The organism is Anaerobacillus sp. ABR4_321 (genome assembly GCF_056158505.1).
This window is the reverse complement of the sequence record NZ_JBSWTK010000012.1, coordinates 191,137-211,124: the sequence shown is the minus strand read 5'-3', so window position 1 is coordinate 211,124 and position 19,988 is coordinate 191,137. Positions and strand designations below refer to the sequence as shown.

18 protein-coding genes are annotated in these 19,988 nt (G+C 35.6%); 9 read left to right on the top strand and 9 right to left on the bottom strand.

Annotated elements, in window-relative coordinates:
- Positions 1-2 precede the first annotated feature (2 nt).
- From ACXADT_RS22855 to ACXADT_RS22840, 4 genes are read left to right on the top strand one after another with little or no spacing between them, the layout of a single operon-like run.
- A complete protein-coding gene (locus ACXADT_RS22855) occupies positions 3-587 on the top strand; it encodes a hypothetical protein (RefSeq protein WP_474835021.1) in 585 nt (194 codons plus the stop codon).
- Positions 550-1,212, top strand: a complete 663-nt coding sequence (locus ACXADT_RS22850; protein ID WP_474835023.1) for a hypothetical protein — start codon at positions 550-552, stop codon at positions 1,210-1,212. The genes ACXADT_RS22855 and ACXADT_RS22850 overlap by 38 nt, the downstream gene beginning before the upstream one ends.
- A gap of 39 nt (positions 1,213-1,251) precedes the next feature.
- Complete coding sequence (locus tag ACXADT_RS22845) at positions 1,252-2,214, top strand: Mov34/MPN/PAD-1 family protein (RefSeq protein ID WP_474835025.1); 963 nt, start codon at positions 1,252-1,254, stop codon at positions 2,212-2,214.
- Positions 2,211-3,092, top strand: coding sequence for a ThiF family adenylyltransferase (locus tag ACXADT_RS22840; RefSeq protein WP_474835027.1), 882 nt, complete (start codon positions 2,211-2,213; stop codon positions 3,090-3,092). The genes ACXADT_RS22845 and ACXADT_RS22840 overlap by 4 nt, the downstream gene beginning before the upstream one ends.
- Before the next feature lie 311 nt (positions 3,093-3,403).
- Here ACXADT_RS22840 and ACXADT_RS22835 read toward each other — a convergent pair whose 3' ends face one another.
- From ACXADT_RS22835 to ACXADT_RS22800, 8 genes are all read right to left on the bottom strand, one after another.
- On the bottom strand, positions 3,404-3,547 hold the full coding sequence (locus tag ACXADT_RS22835; RefSeq protein ID WP_474835029.1) for a hypothetical protein: 144 nt from the start codon (positions 3,545-3,547) through the stop codon (positions 3,404-3,406).
- A 110-nt stretch (positions 3,548-3,657) separates the two neighbouring features.
- On the bottom strand, positions 3,658-4,398 hold the full coding sequence (locus ACXADT_RS22830) for a hypothetical protein (RefSeq protein WP_474835031.1): 741 nt from the start codon (positions 4,396-4,398) through the stop codon (positions 3,658-3,660).
- 16 nt (positions 4,399-4,414) lie between these two features.
- Positions 4,415-4,816, bottom strand: coding sequence for a hypothetical protein (locus ACXADT_RS22825; protein ID WP_474835033.1), 402 nt, complete (start codon positions 4,814-4,816; stop codon positions 4,415-4,417).
- 679 nt (positions 4,817-5,495) lie between these two features.
- Entirely contained in the window at positions 5,496-6,362 is an 867-nt protein-coding gene (locus tag ACXADT_RS22820; protein WP_474835035.1) for a hypothetical protein, read from the bottom strand.
- Positions 6,346-7,041, bottom strand: coding sequence for a hypothetical protein (locus ACXADT_RS22815; RefSeq protein ID WP_474835037.1), 696 nt, complete (start codon positions 7,039-7,041; stop codon positions 6,346-6,348). The genes ACXADT_RS22820 and ACXADT_RS22815 overlap by 17 nt, the downstream gene beginning before the upstream one ends.
- Positions 7,034-7,657 carry a hypothetical protein gene (locus ACXADT_RS22810; protein WP_474835039.1) on the bottom strand — a complete coding sequence of 208 codons (624 nt, stop codon included), beginning with the start codon at positions 7,655-7,657 and terminating at the stop codon, positions 7,034-7,036. Before ACXADT_RS22810 ends, ACXADT_RS22815 begins: the two co-directional genes overlap by 8 nt.
- 85 nt (positions 7,658-7,742) lie before the next feature.
- Entirely contained in the window at positions 7,743-8,621 is an 879-nt protein-coding gene (locus tag ACXADT_RS22805) for a tyrosine-type recombinase/integrase (RefSeq protein ID WP_474835041.1), read from the bottom strand.
- 579 nt (positions 8,622-9,200) lie between these two features.
- A complete protein-coding gene (locus ACXADT_RS22800) occupies positions 9,201-10,859 on the bottom strand; it encodes a helix-turn-helix transcriptional regulator (protein WP_474835043.1) in 1,659 nt (552 codons plus the stop codon).
- Positions 10,860-12,034: 1,175 nt separating this feature from the next.
- Between ACXADT_RS22800 and ACXADT_RS22795 the strand changes: the two genes are divergently transcribed.
- On the top strand, positions 12,035-13,561 hold the full coding sequence (locus ACXADT_RS22795; RefSeq protein WP_474835045.1) for a hypothetical protein: 1,527 nt from the start codon (positions 12,035-12,037) through the stop codon (positions 13,559-13,561).
- Positions 13,562-14,350: 789 nt separating this feature from the next.
- A complete protein-coding gene (locus tag ACXADT_RS22790) occupies positions 14,351-15,280 on the top strand; it encodes a hypothetical protein (RefSeq protein WP_474835047.1) in 930 nt (309 codons plus the stop codon).
- A gap of 238 nt (positions 15,281-15,518) precedes the next feature.
- Here ACXADT_RS22790 and ACXADT_RS22785 read toward each other — a convergent pair whose 3' ends face one another.
- Positions 15,519-16,520, bottom strand: a complete 1,002-nt coding sequence (locus ACXADT_RS22785; protein WP_474835048.1) for a hypothetical protein — start codon at positions 16,518-16,520, stop codon at positions 15,519-15,521.
- Positions 16,521-17,305: 785 nt separating this feature from the next.
- On the opposite strand from ACXADT_RS22785, the gene ACXADT_RS22780 reads away from it, so the two are divergent.
- The 3 genes from ACXADT_RS22780 (at position 17,306) to ACXADT_RS22770 (ending at position 19,964) form a co-directional block, all read left to right on the top strand.
- Complete coding sequence (locus tag ACXADT_RS22780; protein WP_474835050.1) at positions 17,306-18,496, top strand: ParM/StbA family protein; 1,191 nt, start codon at positions 17,306-17,308, stop codon at positions 18,494-18,496.
- A gap of 65 nt (positions 18,497-18,561) precedes the next feature.
- A complete protein-coding gene (locus tag ACXADT_RS22775; RefSeq protein WP_474835052.1) occupies positions 18,562-19,104 on the top strand; it encodes a hypothetical protein in 543 nt (180 codons plus the stop codon).
- Between the two features lie 113 nt (positions 19,105-19,217).
- The gene (locus ACXADT_RS22770) at positions 19,218-19,964 is read left to right on the top strand and encodes a DUF1643 domain-containing protein (RefSeq protein WP_474835054.1); all 747 of its coding nucleotides are present in this window, start codon (positions 19,218-19,220) and stop codon (positions 19,962-19,964) included.
- Positions 19,965-19,988: the final 24 nt, after the last annotated feature.

The following is a 19,988-nucleotide window of genomic DNA, read 5'->3' as shown; positions in this document are numbered from 1 at the left end:
CTATGAGTTTTGTTGAGATGCGGATGGAAGAACATTATTCCTATATGAAATCCATTTCTAATCTTGCCATGCTAAAGATTTTTCATGATGCTGGTGTAGATGTAAAAAAGAACATATCGGTATTTATGACTGACATCCAATATAACCATTTCACGGACTTTGAAATTTTCCACACTTGCACATTGGAGCTTTTCGAAGACGTGAAATCATATGGTTACAATGATGAATCCTCAGCATTCTATGAAGATGATAACCAAACCGTAAACGAGAGATATCCCGACTTAATAAACAAGCATGACCCTGAGCATACCTTCCTTCTTCATCATTCAATCATAAAAGATGTATTGGAAAGCGATTATTGTAAGGAGCTGCAAGAATGTTTTAACAGCCAATGTCTTCAAGAGATAGATGCCTCGATGGAATTGCTTCCGGATAACACTGGTTTTTTTATTGCAATTCATTTTCCTGGGGATCTTCATGAGATTGCGTTTGCTGTAGTGACAACACTCTTAAAAGCGCGAGATATAAAGCGAAAAATGGAGGGCGAAAATGGACTTTCTAGTAAAGATATCCGATCAGTTGCGTAGCATACAGGAGCATGTACAAGTGGTTCAGCAACATGAAAATGGCGCTGAAATTGACGCTTATTCTTTGAGGTTTAGTGACTTCATAGCCGCTCTGACTTCTTCAATGGAATCAGGCGTTTCCTATGAATCCCCTCTACTCCCTAAAAACTGCTTTAAGTACATCACTAGAAATCACACTCGTTATGAGGTTTTTATCGATGTTGCTAAGCAAAAATGGCTGATTGATTATCAAGGGAAAAAACAATTGATTGGGCTACCACGGATGATATTTAACTATCGCATTCAATCTGAGCAAATCGTTAGTGTCAAAGTGATGTGTGTAAAAGGCAAGGAATCGATAGGGAATGAGAGAGAGCTTTTCTACTTCCCACTTCCTAATGTGTATCATTCTTCTGGTGAAATCTGCATGGGTACGAACGTCTTCCCTAAAGTGGATTGTTTAACCAAGCTAGAAACAATGCATTTCTTGTTTTTAGCTGCCGAGTTTGGTACGGATTACGGCACGATGACGATAACTGGAAAGAATATGAGCGACCTTATTAAAGATATGGAAGACAAAGATTTTGATGATGACTTGCTGGTACCGAGTAACGCATCATTCAATGAATTCTTTCACGTTGGATAAGACAAATAATAAAATTCGATTCCTTAGGAGGAACCTATAATGACTAATAATAAAGCTGTAGACCAAACTAATATCTTCTCAATGTTCGATATTCAAGATGAGTATGCTGAACAGAAGAAACGAGAGGAAGAAGAGAGAAAAAGAAAGGCAGAAGAAGCGCAAAAGCAATTGGCTGAAGCACGACAGTCAAACAAAGGCAGCGGATCATCCTCTACTAAAAAGGAAGAGTATGATTTGAACCTTGAGACGCAAGTTTACTTCTATACTCAGCAGGCACCCATTACGGATTATTTTAGTGTTGAGGAAATTACGGATGGGCTAGAAAGAAAGGATAAAGAAACTGGAGAGATCTCATATAAAAAGATCGATGAAGCGGAAGTAAAGAAACGTTTGAAAAAGCATTTTCCTGTCATGGATGCTGGAGCAATGGTAGTATGGCTAAAGAAAAAGAATATTTTGAGCATAATCTTGCAGGGGAAGAAGAAAGGAAACTGTTTGGAGGAGCCCGTCACTTCGGGGTCCTCTTCTCCTTTTAAGAAGATCCCTTTTAGTGTCCTGCAGGAATTTATCGCTATCGCGAAGAAATTTTCTAATGAAAGTGGAATTGAAGTTCATGGTGATGTTTACTTCCATCCAAATGATCAGACGTTTTCGTTAGATATTCCACAGCAACTCGCTCATCCTGTATGGGTAGTGGTTACGGAACATCCAGAAACGTCAGCTGTAAAAGCCATCGAGAATCATTGGGTGAAGGTGATGGAAATTCATTCTCATCACACGATGCAACCCTTTCCCTCTCAGCAGGATAATGAAAGTGAGAGAGGTCCTCTACTCTATGCCATTGTAGGGAATACGCATAAGTTCTTACCAGACATAACTGTAAGGACATTTGATATGACCAATGAGAAACATATCGTATTGGATGCGGGGAAACTGTTTGAGAGTCCTTTTGATGTGGTCACGATAAACCACGACTTATCAGTTGTGGAGGTCGCAAGATGAGCCACGTCATTGACTTACTTAATCATGGTATTCGTTCTTACAGGTCTCTTTATGCTGTGATTGTGCAGGTAGGTGCTGGAGGCACCGGGGCTGCTCTCGTTCAACAGATTGCACAACTCTTATCTTCATCAAATGTTGAAGGAAGTTATTTAATTGCAGATCCAGATGTCGTAGAAGTGAAGAATTTAGACAACCAACTTTTTCTTCGACAAGACGTGGGAAGAGCTAAAGCTGATGTTTTAGCAAAACGGTATCGTGTAGCATACAATTTTCCGATATCAAGCTATACAAAAGGTTACATTGAGGATAAAGACACGCTATTGAGCCTCTTCTCTACAGATTATCATAACATCGGAGGCTTCTATTCAAGTCGACTCATTTTACCAATACTAATTGGTGCGGTTGATAATAACTTTACGAGACAGGTTATGAATCAATTATTCAATGAAGTAAATAGGATGATTTTACTGGACAGCGGGAATGGATCGGCTACAACGCCAGTTGATTTCCCTCGTCGTCCAATGACAGAGTGGACTAAAGCAGAAAAAGATGAGTATGATGCTTCGGGCTGGAGTGGACAAGTCGTTTGTGGCGTAAAATTAGAAGAAAAAACGTTACAACCACCAGTCTTAGAAGTATTTCCAGAAATGATGGAAGATAAGGATGAGATTGCTCCGTCGGAGGTGGCTTGCAGTAATATAGCCTCTCATGATAGACAAAGGATTATGACGAATAGGATGGCGACCTGGACTCTAGGAAGCTATTTATCGGAGATATTAGAAAGTAATACTGTATCGAAACATATCACTTTCTTTAATGCCAAAGAAAGTAGCATGCAAAGTGTACAATTTGAAAGTAATTTGGGAAGTACGATATAGAAATTTAAAGGATAGTTAGTCCATAACAAGGGCTGGTTATCCTTTTATTTAGGTTTCGTTATCGATTTGAGGTGATTTTATCCGAGAAACTTGAACTCGTAATTAAACGTTAAGCGGTAGTTAGAATCAAGTTATTTGCCATTATTTATGCTTTTCTTTAATTGTTCAAGCTTTTGTTTTTTCTTTTCTAGAATTTCTAATTTTTTTCTTCAGATTCTCCTTTCTATCACCTAAATGAAGTATTTTTGTTTTTTTCGTAGGTCTATAATTTTTCCCAAACATAGCTCTCCTTTCTAATCTAACTTTCCTCTTTAACGAGGACGCTTTGGGTAGTTCATTTTCGGTTGCTCGACCTTAAAAGGGTCCTGCTTAGGAGGATCAACCTTAGGAATTTCTTTTCCCTTGTGTTTGTTATACAGTTCGATCAAAGCTTTCTTCTTTTCCTCTTTAGCCATTCATACCACCTCTTTATGATGAAATGAACACGGTCATTAGTCAAACGAGAAAAAGCGCTACCAAAAAATCAGTTTTAACTGACTTTCTGGTTAGCGACTAATTAAATTAATTATTTTGTTAGTTTTTTCAATTCTTTTTCTAATCCTTCTTCTGAAAAGTTTAGTGAAGAATATTCAGAATCATTTACGGGGACATGTCTAGAGACTTTACCATTTTTATTATTAAGTTTACCTTGATGGGCCCCTAACGTTATAAAGTAATCGCCTTCAAGTAGTTGTATGTCAGATCTTACACCAAATAATATTACTTTTTCATTCGGTTTCATATTGGGAACACCATTAAATATTATTTTTACATTCTTTTTTAAATCCTCTTCAGGTACGTCTTTAAACTTCTCTCTAATTCCCATAGCTCCATATGTAGTAACTCCACCTGGTTCAACAAATATTAACTCCTTACCAGGCTTTATGGAACCAGCGAAAACTTTGGTTACTTTTATTTCTGACTTAGTATAAACTCTATTTCCGCCATCTGTTAAATAATCAAATGAAGAAGTACTTAGAACTTTACCTTCAATAATAATTTCAGATTCTTGTACTAGCTCTTCCAAACTATTAAATACTCTGGTGAAATTAGCCATAGTCTTAACCTCAGGAATTTCTTCGTTTTGTTTGTTACTCTCATTGTAAGTAGAAGCTTTCGCACTTGAATTAATATTCTCGTTTAAGTTAGTGGCAAGTGTGTTAGAAGTCTTTGAAGCTACTATGTTATCATTATAATGTACAGCAAAACCTACTCCACTACCCAATAAAATTATAGATGAGAGAGCTATAATAAATGACTTTTTCATAATAATCTCCCCTTTTTTAATATAAGAAATTTATTCCGTTAGCATCGTCACGTTGGGCATTATTATACTTTGTACTATATTGATCTTGAGCCATTATTGTATTTGGATTGGAATTATTATCATTAAGCCCAAAAGCATGCCCCATTTCATGAGAGATTGTACGCTCTTTTAAATAAGCTGAATAATCACGAAATACTACTCTATTTAACAATATTTTGTTCCATCCCCAATTTCCTTCATAAGGATTTAATTTAGTGCTATATTTCCAAAATTCTGTTTCTCCAGAAATATATGTGCTTGAAGGATAATAATCACCAGCATGTATGTCCATAACACTTGAAGACATATTCGATGTTTGTCTATACGATATAGGAGTCGTTATACCGATGCGGCCAGTTGTATAAATCCAATCATTCACTTTTACCCTTAAAACTGTACCTGTGATCCATAAGGCTAGAACCAGAAACGGTTTTTTTAAAACTGATTTATACTCTTGCCGACCGATTCGTGAACCAAATTGGTCAGAAATACTGATATGAATATCTTTTTGTGTTTCACTTTTCCTCTAGATCGGCTCAATTAACCCAATAATGCACCTTCTTTGGCTTTCCTATCTTCTCGTTTTCCCGGACGTTCCTGTTTAGCATCGTTTATCAGTTTACAGCAATCAATAAAAGCACAAGAGTATTCTGAAGCTTTGTTCGTTGCTTGTACGATTTGTTCACTCGATTTCACGCTGCAACCGCCATTTGATTCCCCTTTTGAACAAAAGAAAAAGAGCCTCCTTATATTCAGGAAACTCTTGGTATAAATCGTGCCTTGCATGTTAAAGTTGCTTACTTGAGTTTAAAGTGTCTTCTCCTTTAAAATGATTTTGTTTTCATTTCTTAATCAGACACATCTATAATCATTTCTAGCGCTGTTTCATGATAGAAGTCGCCTACTGTGTCTCTAGACATTAAGGCTTGCCCTACTACAATCTTCTGTGTACTTTTAGCCATATAAATCGCTGCAATTATTAACATACTAAATTTCAACTAAAGAAAAGATGGTGCAACAATTGTATCATCTTATTCTCTAGATATCATACGTATACCTTAGTTAGCGCTATATATATAGAATTCTTCTACAATAGCGAAGTTAAGTTGAACATACTCGCGGGTCAGGTTATTTCTTACCATGACATTAGTTAAGATGTTTTCGACCAGAACCGTAGCTTCTGTGCCTTCGATTTCACTCTTTAAGTAAACATCCAGTACAAATAAAGGTTCTTCTTCATTACCTTCTACCTTTATCATACAGATTTCGCCATTTTTTGAAGTTTGCTTATTAAGTGAGTCCCACCAATGAAGATCCCATTTTTCCACGTTGTCCGTTATTAAAGCGACCGATAAATAAGTTTGAGGAGATATAAAAGTTAATTCGTTAAACGGTGCTACAAGTCCCTCTGTTGCTTTTTCAAAGCTTTCTAAACCTCTTAGTAGTCTTTCATCTAATAAGGCTTGTCGTGCTCCAAGACACGCGATATCAAAGGCTGCTTGTTTAATAAGAGAACGTACGCCTTCAAACGTTTGAATCGCCCAAACGGTAAATTGTTGTGTTTCAGGGGTTGTTATGACTTCTTCATGATCGCCTGAACTGATTTGGCGTATCAATTCCGGTATTTGTGCAGTCATCTGTCCCTCTGTCTGTAGAAACCATTCATCTTCTATATATCCACTTTCATGTTCTAAGTACTCTCTGATAATGAAGTAACCACTGAAGAACTGACTTTTTACTATAGTAAAAAGACGGTCTTTAAACTCCTCTCTGTAAGATTCCTTTATGAGACCGTCAAATTTCTTACGGTAAAATTCAAACATTCTCATAAACTGAACGTTAAATTCTTTATCGTTTTGGAATAGTGCCTTTAATTTGTTTTCTGTATAGTTTCTAACTTCTTCAACATCAATTGTTTTTGCCATTTTTATCTCCCTCTTTCTCTTCTTTTATTGTTTCTATGGCTTCGTAAGGAGGCGAAGGACTATCATCTTGGAAAGTCCAGTGATTGTCTTCCTTCCTGATGGTCGTGAGATAGTACTCTTCATCACCCTGGGTAGTCACAATCTTTCGATAAAAAAAGGCTTCACGTAAATCATCTGATTGTTGCACTTCTGATAATTGATACGATTTAGGCTGCTGTTCACTCTCTTTGTATATCGCTTGAACATTTTTATAGCTAGTAATAGCGTCTTCTCTGTTCTGCTGAAGACCTTCTTGAATGGATTTACTACCATATTGCTTTAGAAAATCGTAAAAAGCTGAAGGAGAAATGTCTCGCGCTTGGAAGTTAAACAACATATTACCAGCAAATAATGCAAATTCATTTCCGTCCTTATAGGATTCTTTTAATTCCAGCCCCTTCTTTACCACAAGCTCATTGACTTCCTCGAAATCGTTCTCAGAAAATATATCCTTCATGGGTTTTTCCATTTCTTTATACAATTTTTCGCGTTCTTTCTGTTCCATCTCTTCTACTTCTTCATTTGCTTTTTTCTCATTCGATTCAGCTTCTACTTTTTGACCTTCTTCTAAAAGCTTGCTACTGCAGCCAACGGTGATTGTAAAGGCGAGCAAAAGAAAAGGCAGTTTACTCTTAAACATACAATTCATCACTCTTTCTGTTACTGATCTCTAATAGCTTGCTTTTCTCTGCTTTAGTTAAGAAGTTTAATAGTTCTGTGCTGTCGAATGTATCTACGTATTGATACGTTTCTAGAAATAAATGTGGGACTTCTGGAATCTTAATGCTATTCTTACTAGAAACAACAGTAAGATTTAAGGTTCGCTGGATGCAATATGAGAGAGTCTTAATATATTGCTCGGGGATTGTTGAAGGTACTGTTATACCCTCAATTTTTCGTTCTCCAAATATATTTATTGCCGTAACAATCGATCGAAAAGTTAAATGCTTAGATGCATACTCTTTCTTAAATACCTTTTGGCCATTTTCGTGCCAGGATTCAATTAAATTACTATCTTCCTCTATATCTATCTTGAACTGTCCTCTTCTAGGTTCAAACTTAATCTTTTCCTTGTAGGAATTGCCCTTCAGCAGATTGTATAGATAATACGACTTTTCTTTTTCAAATGGGATAACCAATTGATTGTTCGCGATAAAAGGATCGACATACCCCTCCCCTATCAAGGCTGCTACAATCAAATCCTTTTTATCTAGTTCACTTCCAAGCACTTGTAGTCCACTCCTTTCCATAAACAAAAAAATCCCCCCCAAAATAAACACAGCATGATCGCATGGTCTGTGTGTTATTTGGGAGGGATTCCCCGACGTTTATATTGTATATTCATTCTACTATTGTTTCACTTGAGACATCAAGACTATTTTCACTAGTATTATATCGATTAAGACTAATCCTTACCAATTGAGCAGCACTAGCAGGCTTAATCCCCAATAGGTCAGCGATTGTTTCTATGGTTACTCTCTCTTTTGTATAGAGGTGATGAGCATATGCGTGTCTAACCATATTCAGGTTCAATTTTTTAGGAAGGTTGTAATCATCTGAGATCGAATTGATGTGCGTATAAATCGACATAACTTCTATAGGTACAATAGATGAATCATGTTTTTTGGTTGTGAACATATAAGGGGTTTCATTGAACTGCGCCTCAAAATAGTATGAGAGCATCGCTTCTGCTTCTAGACCACTTAAAGTAATGGAATGCTTCTTCAAATGAATGATAACTTCTTCCCCACTATCTTCTATGTCATCTTTAAGAAAGTGGAATTCCGATTGCCTTAATCCTTTTAGTGTCAGTACATATATAGCTTTACGTAGTGAACTATACGTAGGATTAGTTAACACTTCTGGAAGAATATCTAATAACCGTTGATAAGTGACCTCTGCTCTTTTGCTTTCTTCAAGTTTCAACCGTTTAATTTTAACAGTTGGATCAGCTGCAATTTTGTCCACTTGCCACAAGTAATCAAAAAAGCTCTTTAAGATTGATAGATACTTATTACAAGTCATTTTACTATGACCATCATTTAAGCATGTATCTATGAATGTTTTAACATCCTTTGGTGTTATCTCATAGACTTCTTTATTTTTCTCGTACTTAAAGTCGATGTACTTAAAGAATGCTTTTATCGTTTTAACGTAGCTTTTTATTGTCTCAGTACTATACCCTTCTCGTTCCATGTAGGTAGTGTATCCATAGGGCATGTTCTCCCCTCCTCGATTGAAGGTTCATTACGTTTATACAATTATAACAAACATATTTTTTTACTATCACGTAGTGAATTGGAAAAAGTATTTACTTAAGGCTTACTAATATGTGTTCATGAACAAAGCTAAACAAAGGCAGGGACAGATATTTAGAGAGTAACTCATATTGCCTTCTTAGATTCCCATATAGATGTCTCCTATAGTAATCTTCGGTCACCTCTCTCCTTTTATCCATTCGTCCCTCCTTTTTAAATTTTATGCTCATGCAAATGATATTAAGGGGAGAGATAACAGTATTTAAACTGTGAATTAACTCCCCAACTTCTTCATTTGAATCAATCTCTAAAAACCTTCGTTGTACATTCAAGATACCTTCTTCAGTTAATAAGAATTGAATGCCCTCTTCGTTTAAAAACTCTAGGTGGTCTATGAGAATATGTATCAAATCTTCAATATAAGATTTCTGCTTCTCTGTTGGATAAGTATTAATAAGAAAACTCCTTTTACAGCAATTTGTATAATTTAATGGTGAACAGCAAAAAAGATGGGCTTATATCACCCATCCTCACCTGCTAACTACGAATATTTGGTTATCCACGACTCAATTTTCCTCATAGTATTCGCTCGCGGATTTTTGCTTTCGCCAGTTTCTATTCGCACCAAAGTTGTGCGGGGAATTCCCATTTCTTTTGCAGCATCAATTTGCTTAATACCTAAACGAGCTCTTATGTCGAGAATGATGTCTCCTACATTTTCTAAAGCTTCTTGTTTATTTGAATGTCCCTGTTCGTAAGAATCCGTTGAGTCCACATCAATTTTAGTATTTCTATTTTTGCTTAACTTCAATGTTCGTTCTAATAACTGATGATCCCTCGAACTGTCATTAAGGATGCTAGATTCAAAAAGTTGGTTAGGTGGTTCAATCCAAACCTTTTGCTTTACCCAGTAATCATTCATCCAATTTCTTGGCCAATCTCGAGGAGATCCTTCCAATTGAGATTCTTCCTCATACTCCCAATCTTTAATAACCTTTGTATCAAATCCTAGTTTCTTTGTGCTTACACCCATTAGTTCATCCAGAATCTTCTCAAACTCATCCTTGATTCGTTTTGGATTACCTTGATGTTCATTGTAATCTAGTTGTTTCAATAAATTCCCTACTGATGTGGTAATACGGGATACGCTTTGCTTATTTTCGTATTCTTGTCCCCATCGCCAATGAAGATAACGAGCTAATCGTTTGTGATATTTCTGTTTTTTGGGATCAAAGTTTAATATTTTACTAGCATACTGGGCAGTGATAATTTTCTTCTCGCCAGTCAAAGATTCAAACAGGAAATCACTAGGCGAAATTTCAAATTCATAAATCCCAAGGTGTTTTCCTTCTTCTTTCATCATGGTTTGATCTCTTACTGCAAACAGCGGCTGTTTTCGTAAGAATTCAGTAGTTTTACCTGCCGTCCCATCAGAGCTTATCTCTTTAACATTTCGCTTTTGAGTCACAAACGAAATGTTTGCTAGAACTTCGAGGCGTTTCATTATGTCGACACGAGTCTTAGTGTTGAAACGAGAATGATATCCTTCTTTTTCACTCCGTCCTTCAATAGCCCTCATATTAAGAGCGTCATCACAATGAAACGTAAGAAAATCACTCTTTCGACTCACCTGAAACTTCAAGAGAAAGATGGTGATAATATCTAGTGCATCAGCTGTTAAATCATCTAATAGGATCTCACCATATTTCTTCTCTAACGTACGCCAGTTGTCTATACGGCCTACAATTTCTGTTTCGCTATTCTTACTTTTAACTTTAAATTCAAGGACATCTTCTTCCTTGTTTATATAAGTGTTCCCTTTAGAGATTGAATCTCGAATATGATAGTAATCAAAAGTATTACCTGATTCTAGATATTCTCGTTGCCTTAGTTCTGCTACCTTTTCACGTTGTACTACATAGTCCAACGATTCAAATTCGTTTCTAATAAACGGAATAACCCCATCACTGATCTTTAGCTGCAAATCAGTACTATTCATAATATCTTCTATCGAATAACCCTCTTCAATCAATTGGCTTAATAATACTTCGAATGCACTAAGAGAAGAACTGTCATTACCAGACTCTCCATTTAATATAGCGATCCATGTATTTGTTACATTCGGCATACCCTTAAAGGTCATATTGATTATCGTGATTTTTTCACGGATTGATATTTCATCCTTATTTGTAAGTAACAAGGCTTAACACCTCCACTTTAACTAATTCCATTTTAATAGAACGGACAGCGAACGTAAACGGACACTACTGTTCACTCAACCTAATAAAGTACATGGATATTCGTGTGCACTTTTTATTAAAGCGGACATTAATGGAACTTACCTTTCACTAAGTATTCTAGAACGATTAAAGTGTAAATACGTTCAAAACATTGATGGAAGGGGGTTTATCCGATAGATAAGGTTTATATTTTAACAATCTTTCCCTGTGCATTTCGTAAAAAATGTGCAAATGTCCATTTTTATGGACTTTACTGTTCACTAAAAATGGAAAATAAAACCTGTGCAAGTGTACAAAAAACGGAACTTGTTGATCACTAATTTTTATTTTTACATTCCTTTATATACTCAAATGCCATCTACCAGAGTTAGAACCTTTTAGTTCAATTCAAGCATAATAGGAGGCACAACTTGACGTATTTATTAATTTTTTGTCCGATGTCCATTTAAATGGACTTTACCATTCACCTAACAAATTGCTGAAACGGACAGAACGGAACTCACTGTTCACTCTTTTTGTCCGTTTTATGCACATATATGGACTTCACTGTTCACTATTTTAAAATCACATTGTGTCCGTTTGTCCGTTTTTATGGACTTTACTGTTCACCATAATTTTCGAAAACCTTGTTTTAACAGCACTTTAATTACAGAAAATGTCCGTTTGACCGTTTAAGTGGACTTTATCGCTCACTACTCGGTTAGATCGTAATGTCCGTTTTTCATTGAATGTCCATTTAGGTGGACTTTACCGTTCACTATAAACAAGTGCTTTGCACATTAAAATGGATCTCACCGTTCACCTAATTTCGACATTTTATGGACTTTACTGTTCACTATATTACCTTCATAAAATTATCAAGTCCTATTCCAGCAGGCTTTATAAGGCTCGATTAAACAAATGGAGTTTATATTTGTGTCCGTTTTTGTCCGTTTTAGACCTTGAAAGTGGACTTTACCGTTCACTTAAAAAAAATATCAAATTGTCCTCAAACCCTTGATATGACTGTCTTTATAGCCATGTCCGTTTTGAAATGGACATTCTAATTAGAGACCATGTGCAATTTTCTCGCTTTGTTATACTCTTCGTATCATTTATTACTGGAAAGTTATTCATATAGAAAGGAGGGAAATCGATGCTATTTTTAAAGAATGGATTTGGTGATGAACTGCAACCTACAAAGCCGATCGTACTCTACCACCCATTTATGGTTGCTTTCTATAACATTGAACAGAACTTCCATCGCAAGGAAGAAAAGTTTCTCATCACCAAAAGTGGGCATCAAAAACGGTATCGTCAAATGAATCATATTACTAATGCTGATATTCAGACGGTTCTTCTTTTGCATGCTGTTTCTCATGCGACTACATATCGTATTTTGAATGTTACACATTCCGCTCTTCATGAGGCTCTATGTCAGTGGTTTGAAGACCCGATTTCTCTCCAAGATCTTATTAATTCTCTACATAAACTAGAGTTGCATGGGTTGATTACATATGAGGCGCGTCGATTCAATGGACGTTTCGATCTACAACTTCAACATATCAAAAAAGGCGAGGAAAACCCTCGCTTTGTTGTCGTGCATCCAGTTGTTTTCTCCCAAGACTTCGCTAATATGTCTATCTCACATAAGAAGATCTATTTTGCACTTCTTATGCAAACTGGTAGTGACGTGGGGAAAACATTCACAAGGAAAATGGATAACGTCGACCATGAAAATGTTATGTTTCGCGGTCTCAAACAGCTTACTCATAAAAAGCAAGCAAGTGATGTAAAGACAATATTGTTGGACCTTCTAAGCGTTAAAATGGGTAATAACGTCCCTCTCATTGTACCAGTACCTGAAAGGGAGTTAATCGAAAAACACAGAAGACGGTTCTACAAAGCTCAATTTCAACTTCATCCTTCTTATGTAATGAAGCACGAAGAAGGAACCCACTATCACTTTCCGATTAAACCTAAGGTTAAGTATCGTCGCTTCGCTGGTTTTCTTGAAGAGTTGCTGGAGAGTTCTGGTCTCAAAGAGTATATGACAGAGAACTACGAGAATCTTTTCCATGAGCTATTAGATAGTTTAAAGACTAAAGGTAAGACGATTACCAGGTTTGTCATTGAGCGTCTTAAAAACTATGTAAAGAAAAAGTACCAGTTACCTAAGCTTTCTGATTTTGCATTTTTCGAATCACGAATTAAAACACGCTCACTAATAAGTGGGACCGCTGTTAAAGAAGGAATCTACGATTGGATCGCACCGGATGTGTATGGAGTAAATGAAGAAGATCGCCTTTTTGAATTTGCAAACGCTCTTAGCGCTTACAGCCTGCAGAAAATCAGGTATATGTTCAAGAAAGCTCGAAAACATTTACTACTTCATTACTCTAAACCGGCTGAATTCACCTTGGAAGATTACATATCGGAACATAAATTAAATAGACTTCCAATGATGGACCTTGTAAGAAATAAGGCATATCATCAACGAGTTCATCCTCAAGAGTACTTAAAACTTGAGGATAATGCCTTGAAACAATTAAATAAAGGTAAATCTTTTGATTCTGTCATTAAAGAGCTGCTACGAGAAGTAGATCGTCTTAACCCGGTTGAAACTATGCCAGATGTAGATAATCGCTTCAAGCTAGAAGAGTATGTAATTAGATTTGCCTAGATTTAGCCCTCTATAAAAATTGAAATGTAGCAGGGCTCTTTGTCGTTGCCTCATTAATAAAGCTCCTTCTCCCCTCTTCTATTATAACTGTCCAGGTACTTACTATTTATGTAGTAGATTGTATTAAGATCTTAGCAAATTACTTTTCTGTCTTTTTCTTTAAATAAATTCATAAAAAAACTTACTCTAAACTGTGTACTTACTTAATATCTATAATTCAATTCTCAAAAATACATAGTAACTTTAGTGGAAATCGTTAGTAGTAAGGATAACTAAAGATTATAGTGGATATCTATTCACAAATTTCTGGAGCGTATTTATAAGATGAGTTGGTTCATAGAATATGTGTTTTTTTATGAATTAATAGATACTACAGATCGATAAAGATATGTATATATATGTTTTTAACATGTTGATTTTGTTTTTATATGATTTAGTTAATAATATTTCGTTTTTATTTGAGTACTAGACTTGTTAGTTCGTTTTTATTTGTTAAAAGTACTATTGAAGGCAGTAATAGCAATGCTTCCAGGAACTTATAAAGGTTCTTTGTCTTAGAAGTAATTCTATTGTTTAGGTTTTTCATTTGTTATGGTTCTCTTACTTAAATACTAGAGAGATTAAAGGAAGGTAAAAATAACAATCTTTTTCTATTCTTATCAATTTTTTTATTAAAATATGTATAACGATTACATGTTAGTTAATTTGCAAAACACCTTAAAACAAAGCTAAAGTTTATAATCAAATTTCCAAAAGTAAAATAGTATCTAAGAATATCGGGGGTAGCGCATGAAAAAGATATTAGGTTTATTACTAATTAGTTTATTGATTGGATGTACTTCTCAAGCTTATACAGAGGAGATGGAGAATGTAGATAAGCTTCTAGAGGATCAAAACTTCAAAGAAGCCAATAATACTCTGAAAAAAGCTATTAGTGAAAGGGAAACAGACGAAGCATTAGCGCTACAAAATGTACTTGAATCCTTACTATTCGCTATAGATACAGAGAAGGAAAAAGGTATTGAGCAAGCGTTAGTATTTTATGAGGATATCCAGAATGCAAATAATCAGTACAATTTGAAGTCGATATCATTGCTTAAAAGTTATGGTAATAGTAAACATAAAGAAATAATTCAATGGATTGAAGAAGAAAAAAGGATTAAAGAAAGCATTATGAAAGCCGAATCTCTAGCTGGAGAATACAAATTTGAAGAGAGCTTAAAGATACTAGGTGATTTAAAAGGGGAATCAGAACAACATCCTAATAAAGATACTTTAATTAGTAGTGTCGATACTTCAATAAATGATATTTTAGCGCAAGAATCAAAATATAAAGAAAAACAAGCAATCATTGAGAAAAAGAAAGCTGAAGAAAAAAGGTTAGCAGAAGAAGAAGCACAAAGAAAAGCTGAGGAACAAGAATTGCAAAAAGCAGAAGAAGAGAAAAAGAAGGAAGCAGCAGCCACCGAACAAATATCTTCTTATAACTTAACAAAAGAACAGGCTCGTAATAATGTAGTGGAATACGCTCAAGTACCTATTGATAATCCCAATGTCTTTGTTGAATATTCTAATGATAATGAACATGGAGACTGGGTCTTTCAAGTGTATGAATTAGTAATTGATGATCCTGAAACGAAAGAGGGCCATACAGCGACCTGGGGTTGGTATGCAGTAGATCCTTCAACAGGTTATATATATAACAATATGAATTATTAAATTAGCAAGAAGGGAGTTCAACTCAATGAACTCCCTTCTTGCTAAATATTTTTCCATTTCTAAAACACTACACCTTAACTACATATAATCAATTATTGTAATGACCATGACGCTGATTAAAGAAACTATTCCCACACTTATTACAGCTGTATCTAATCGACTCTTTGTTTTGTCTTTTAGCAATCCTAACATGGTATCCCCTCATTTCAGTATCAATTAATAGTGTTATGTTAACTGTTTAATCCGTACTGTTTGACTCAAGTAGAAACTTAGATACTTGATCAATTGATATCTCATTTTCTGGGTTGTTCAAGTATTTTACTTTCTCTTCTACTCCGTTTATTTTCACTACCTGGTTGTTGATTTCTTCTTCTTTTTCTTTTTTTGTTTCTTCAAGCTCTATTAATCTAGAATTTAGATTTTCTGTGACTGCTTCTAGTTCTGATGCAGCTGCTACTTCATTCTCTGCATTTGTAGAGGCCTCTTTTAAGATTTGATCGATGTCTACCTCGTCTTCATCACTTTGTGGCTTAAAAAGGCTCCAAAAGCTTTTCTTTGTTTCTTTATTTCCTGCTCTGGTATTTCTAAGAGAATAATCTAGTACCTTATAGTATTTTTTGTTTGCCTGATTTTTTTCTTCCGTTAGTTTTGCAATTTCCATCTGATTTTTAACCGAATCAATCTCTCGGTCAACATTCGCTAAGTCAACCTTTAAGTTGGTTAGAACTCCCCTCTCCTGAAGCTCTATCTGTTTCAAGTTTTGAATCAGCATCATTTTCTTTAATTCATTCATTTGGGAATTGGAACTGTTCTCTCCCTCATATGGATCTAATGCACCTTCGTTAGGACGTCGTTTTTGTTTCAAACCATCGCTCGTCGACGACAGTGCTTGATAGCCTAAAGCATAACCAATATCCACAGTTGTTTTGTTTACCTTGTCTACTAAGAGTAAAATCATGTGCATTCGAAATACACTCTGATAATTTAGTCTATAAAACTTTCCAGAACGTTCAGGTGCAATGTAATCTTCCAGCTCTGTCCTAAAGTAATTTCTGATTGTACTATCTTTTCGATCTATAATTTTTCCGGCTTCGACTGTGCTGTATGTAGTCTCAGGATGCATTTCTAAAATGCCCTTTGTAAAAACATCTTCCATATCAATCTTATTGATTTGAATTTCTCTATATATTGGATCATCTTTGAATTTCTCTTCTAGCAACTCTTTCATATTGTAATCCATCGAAGCACCTCCTCCGCTATAGCGCAATCTCATAATCTATTAACTCAAGTTTACTTCCAAACCCGCTATTTATCAAGGGTTTTTGAGCGCTATGAAAGCAAAAACGATGTATAGCGGATGCGTTGTGTATCGTTTGGTCATTGTGCTAAGTGCGTTCTGTAACGCTGATGTTCATTTGTTGTTAATCTATTTCATTCGATTGAAGTTTATAGCTATATAAACGCCATGAAACGTATCAGCTATACATCGTTTGTTTGATTGTAACGCAGCGGGTTTGTTTTTACGGTGGTGAATTTGCGATAGCGTTATTGATTTGACAACATTTGTTGGTGTATGGCGTTTGTTGAGAGCTAGGTAACGCTCGTGCAGTGTGTTTTTGCGCTGTAGCGCTGATTTCCAGAATAAAGCGTGATACTGTAGTTAGTTTTATCTCTAACTATTTAACAAAAAAAAGAACTGCCTCTACATTTAATATTTAGTTGGTGATCTTGGGTGTATATATCAATATAAACGAACGTACTTACAATCTAGTTGTAGAAATGAGGCTAAAAATCTATAGCAAATATAAAATGTTGTGATTATTGATAACACACTGCTTTTCATACACGTATTTATACGTACAAATGTATTGATTAACAAATTTTGTGTTTTGTATAGATGTTTGTATTGATATTTAGCGGGACTTTTTTATTGATGTTTAAGAGTTCGTTGGTAAAGTATGGACACAAAGGAATAGTTATCTTATAATCAATACAAATGTATTGATAAAAGAGAGGGTGCTTAAAATGAAGTTAAATTTTAAAGTAGCAAATGATAATGGGAATAGCGAACAAGCACTAATCGTTAATGGAGAACTTTACAGGCAACCGAATACATACTCTATGCCTAATAAACCATCGTTTGAAGACAACACTGAGCCTCATAAGCTGGTAGAAGGGTTACTAGAAGAACTTCAAGTAGATATTCAGTCTGATAGTTTGACCTTTGGAGGTTTTCACTTTATTGGACGTAAAGCAATAAAAAGTAAGCATGATGCTCATACAATGAGCGTTGAAAGTGAAACAAAGCATGAAAACGACTTGCCAATGATCACAACATTAGGGAACCTAGCTGCTGTCGCAGTACAAACTTCGTTTAAGAAAAAGGGAGAAATACCTAAAGAAATTAGTCTTAGTATTGATATGGCTACTGCACTTCCTGTTAACCAGTGGAATAGAGAGAATGCGGATAAGTTTGCTAGGAAGTTTACAGAAGGCTTTCATACAGTAATCGTTTATGTAGGATACCAAAAGGTTAAAGTATCCTTGAATTTTGAATACGTGAAAGTTATTCCTGAAGGTACTCCAACGTTATTTACCTTGATTGAGGACCAGGATGGAAACTATCGTTCTGATGACTTATTCGAAGAATTTTATTATGAGTACGACAAGAAGGTTGATGGAGAGTACTTCCAAGGTAAGAGAATTAAGCACGTTGACATAGGAGATGGGACGACAGATACGCCACTAACAATAGGTTGGGAGTATGATAGGGATTTCGTAAACGGTATTCCTACCGGAATTGGTCATTCCATTAATAAAGCTATTGAATTATTCAAAGAAGAGATTTCAAGTATTAAAGTCTCTAGGCAGCAATTCATAGATTACATCAAAGATACTGAACATAAGTATCATGATGATGCTGTAAGGTTGCTGAAACAATCTATGAGGTCTGAAGTTCAATCAATTTACACTCATATCCAGGATGAAGTTAAAAGAGCATCAAACGAAATTGACGTAATCTGCGTGTATGGTGGCGGATCTATCATGATGAAAGAATTCCTTTATCCTTTGCTTAAGAAGCTATGTGACCGCTCAGAATTACAAGCAGAATTGTTATGGGTTCCAGAAAAATACGCGCCACTTATGAATGTGAATGGATTGAACATCTTCTTGAAAACGGTATTACCTGAACTTAAAAAGAAAGAATTAGCTTAAATAAAAACTATGGCGGGCATTACCCATTGGTATGTCTGCCTTTTTCTAGATAGGTGGTGAACTACGTGAGAAAGAAACCAAAGGTACGCGGGGAAAGCTGTATGTTACGTACCAAACAGAATGAGCCACAATACATTATGGATTGGATTAATAGTCAATCGAATTTTAGTAAATCCATTCGTCATCTCATTGAAAAAGACGTTGCTGAAAATGGAGTTCGGGATTTAAAAGATGAAATTATGTATAAGCAAATCCATCCTGGGGTAGCTAATGGTCAAACAATTCCTGCGACAGGCAACAAGGACCACAGTTATGATATCCCAACTTCAGAAAGTAAAGTAAATATCCAAGACAAAGCAGTGGAAACAACTATGGAAGAACAGGAAAGTAAACAACCCGAACAACGAGAACGAACTTCCTATAATGCCCCTGAATCAGAATCTGAAGCGATACATGAAACAAATGTAGACGAAGCCAACAGAGTTAATTACTCACCAAATGAAGAAGAAAGCTCAATTAAAGATGAGTCTCAAGATGCTATGAAGAGTAATAATTCTGGTGATGGACCAAAGAAGGTCGTACGTAATATTAATTATTCAAATTGGTAAGTTACAATAGGATATAAGTAGTTTTAATGGATGGGTACTTTACTCATCCTTTTTTAATATGACTTTTGGTAAGAATATTGGGGAAGCTTCCACTAATTTGAGGAGGAATAAGAATGGTATTTAATCTCGAAGGGATTGTTAGTACTAAGAGTGGCCTGTCTAAGGAGGAATTTACTAAACGTCTCGAAGAATGGATCAAAGACAATGGTTGGGAGTATTGCTCTAATACTAAAGCCAATACAAGGTTTTTACCAAACACCTCTAATACTCGTTTAACCCTTAGCCATTCTTCTGTAATTGGTGCTGCGCTTTTCGGTAAGGGGAAAAACGAACATGACAACCGTCGTTATTACTTAAGCAAAATCTGGGACCCTGAACTTCCTGTTGCAGCTGCTTTCTTAATGAATCCTAGTTATGCTACTGACCTTAGTGGTGACAATACGGTTGATTTTTTGATTGAATATCTAAAGCAATACAACTTTGGGAGCTTGATAGTTGTGAATACGAGTTCCGTTATCAAGTCCAGTAATGCAGATGAAAACGACTTTCCCCTAAACGATGATACGAACAAAAGAATTATAAGTAAAGTTGTGATAGAAACAGATATGCTTATTTTAGGTTGGGGCGAAAAAGGAAATAAATATGCTGTCCCTCATTTCTCAAGTGAATTGAAGATCCTGTTAAGAGAGAATGAGGAGAAGATATACATCTTTGACATACTAGGTAAGCGGACCTCTACAAGAAGGCAATTATATCCCTGTCATCCAAGTCCGGTCGGAGATAAAAATAAGTATAAAAAGACACGATTAATAAATATTAAGGAGCATCCTCTTTATAGTTTAAGGGATTTACTTAGTTAGTTCATAAAGGATAATTACGACAAT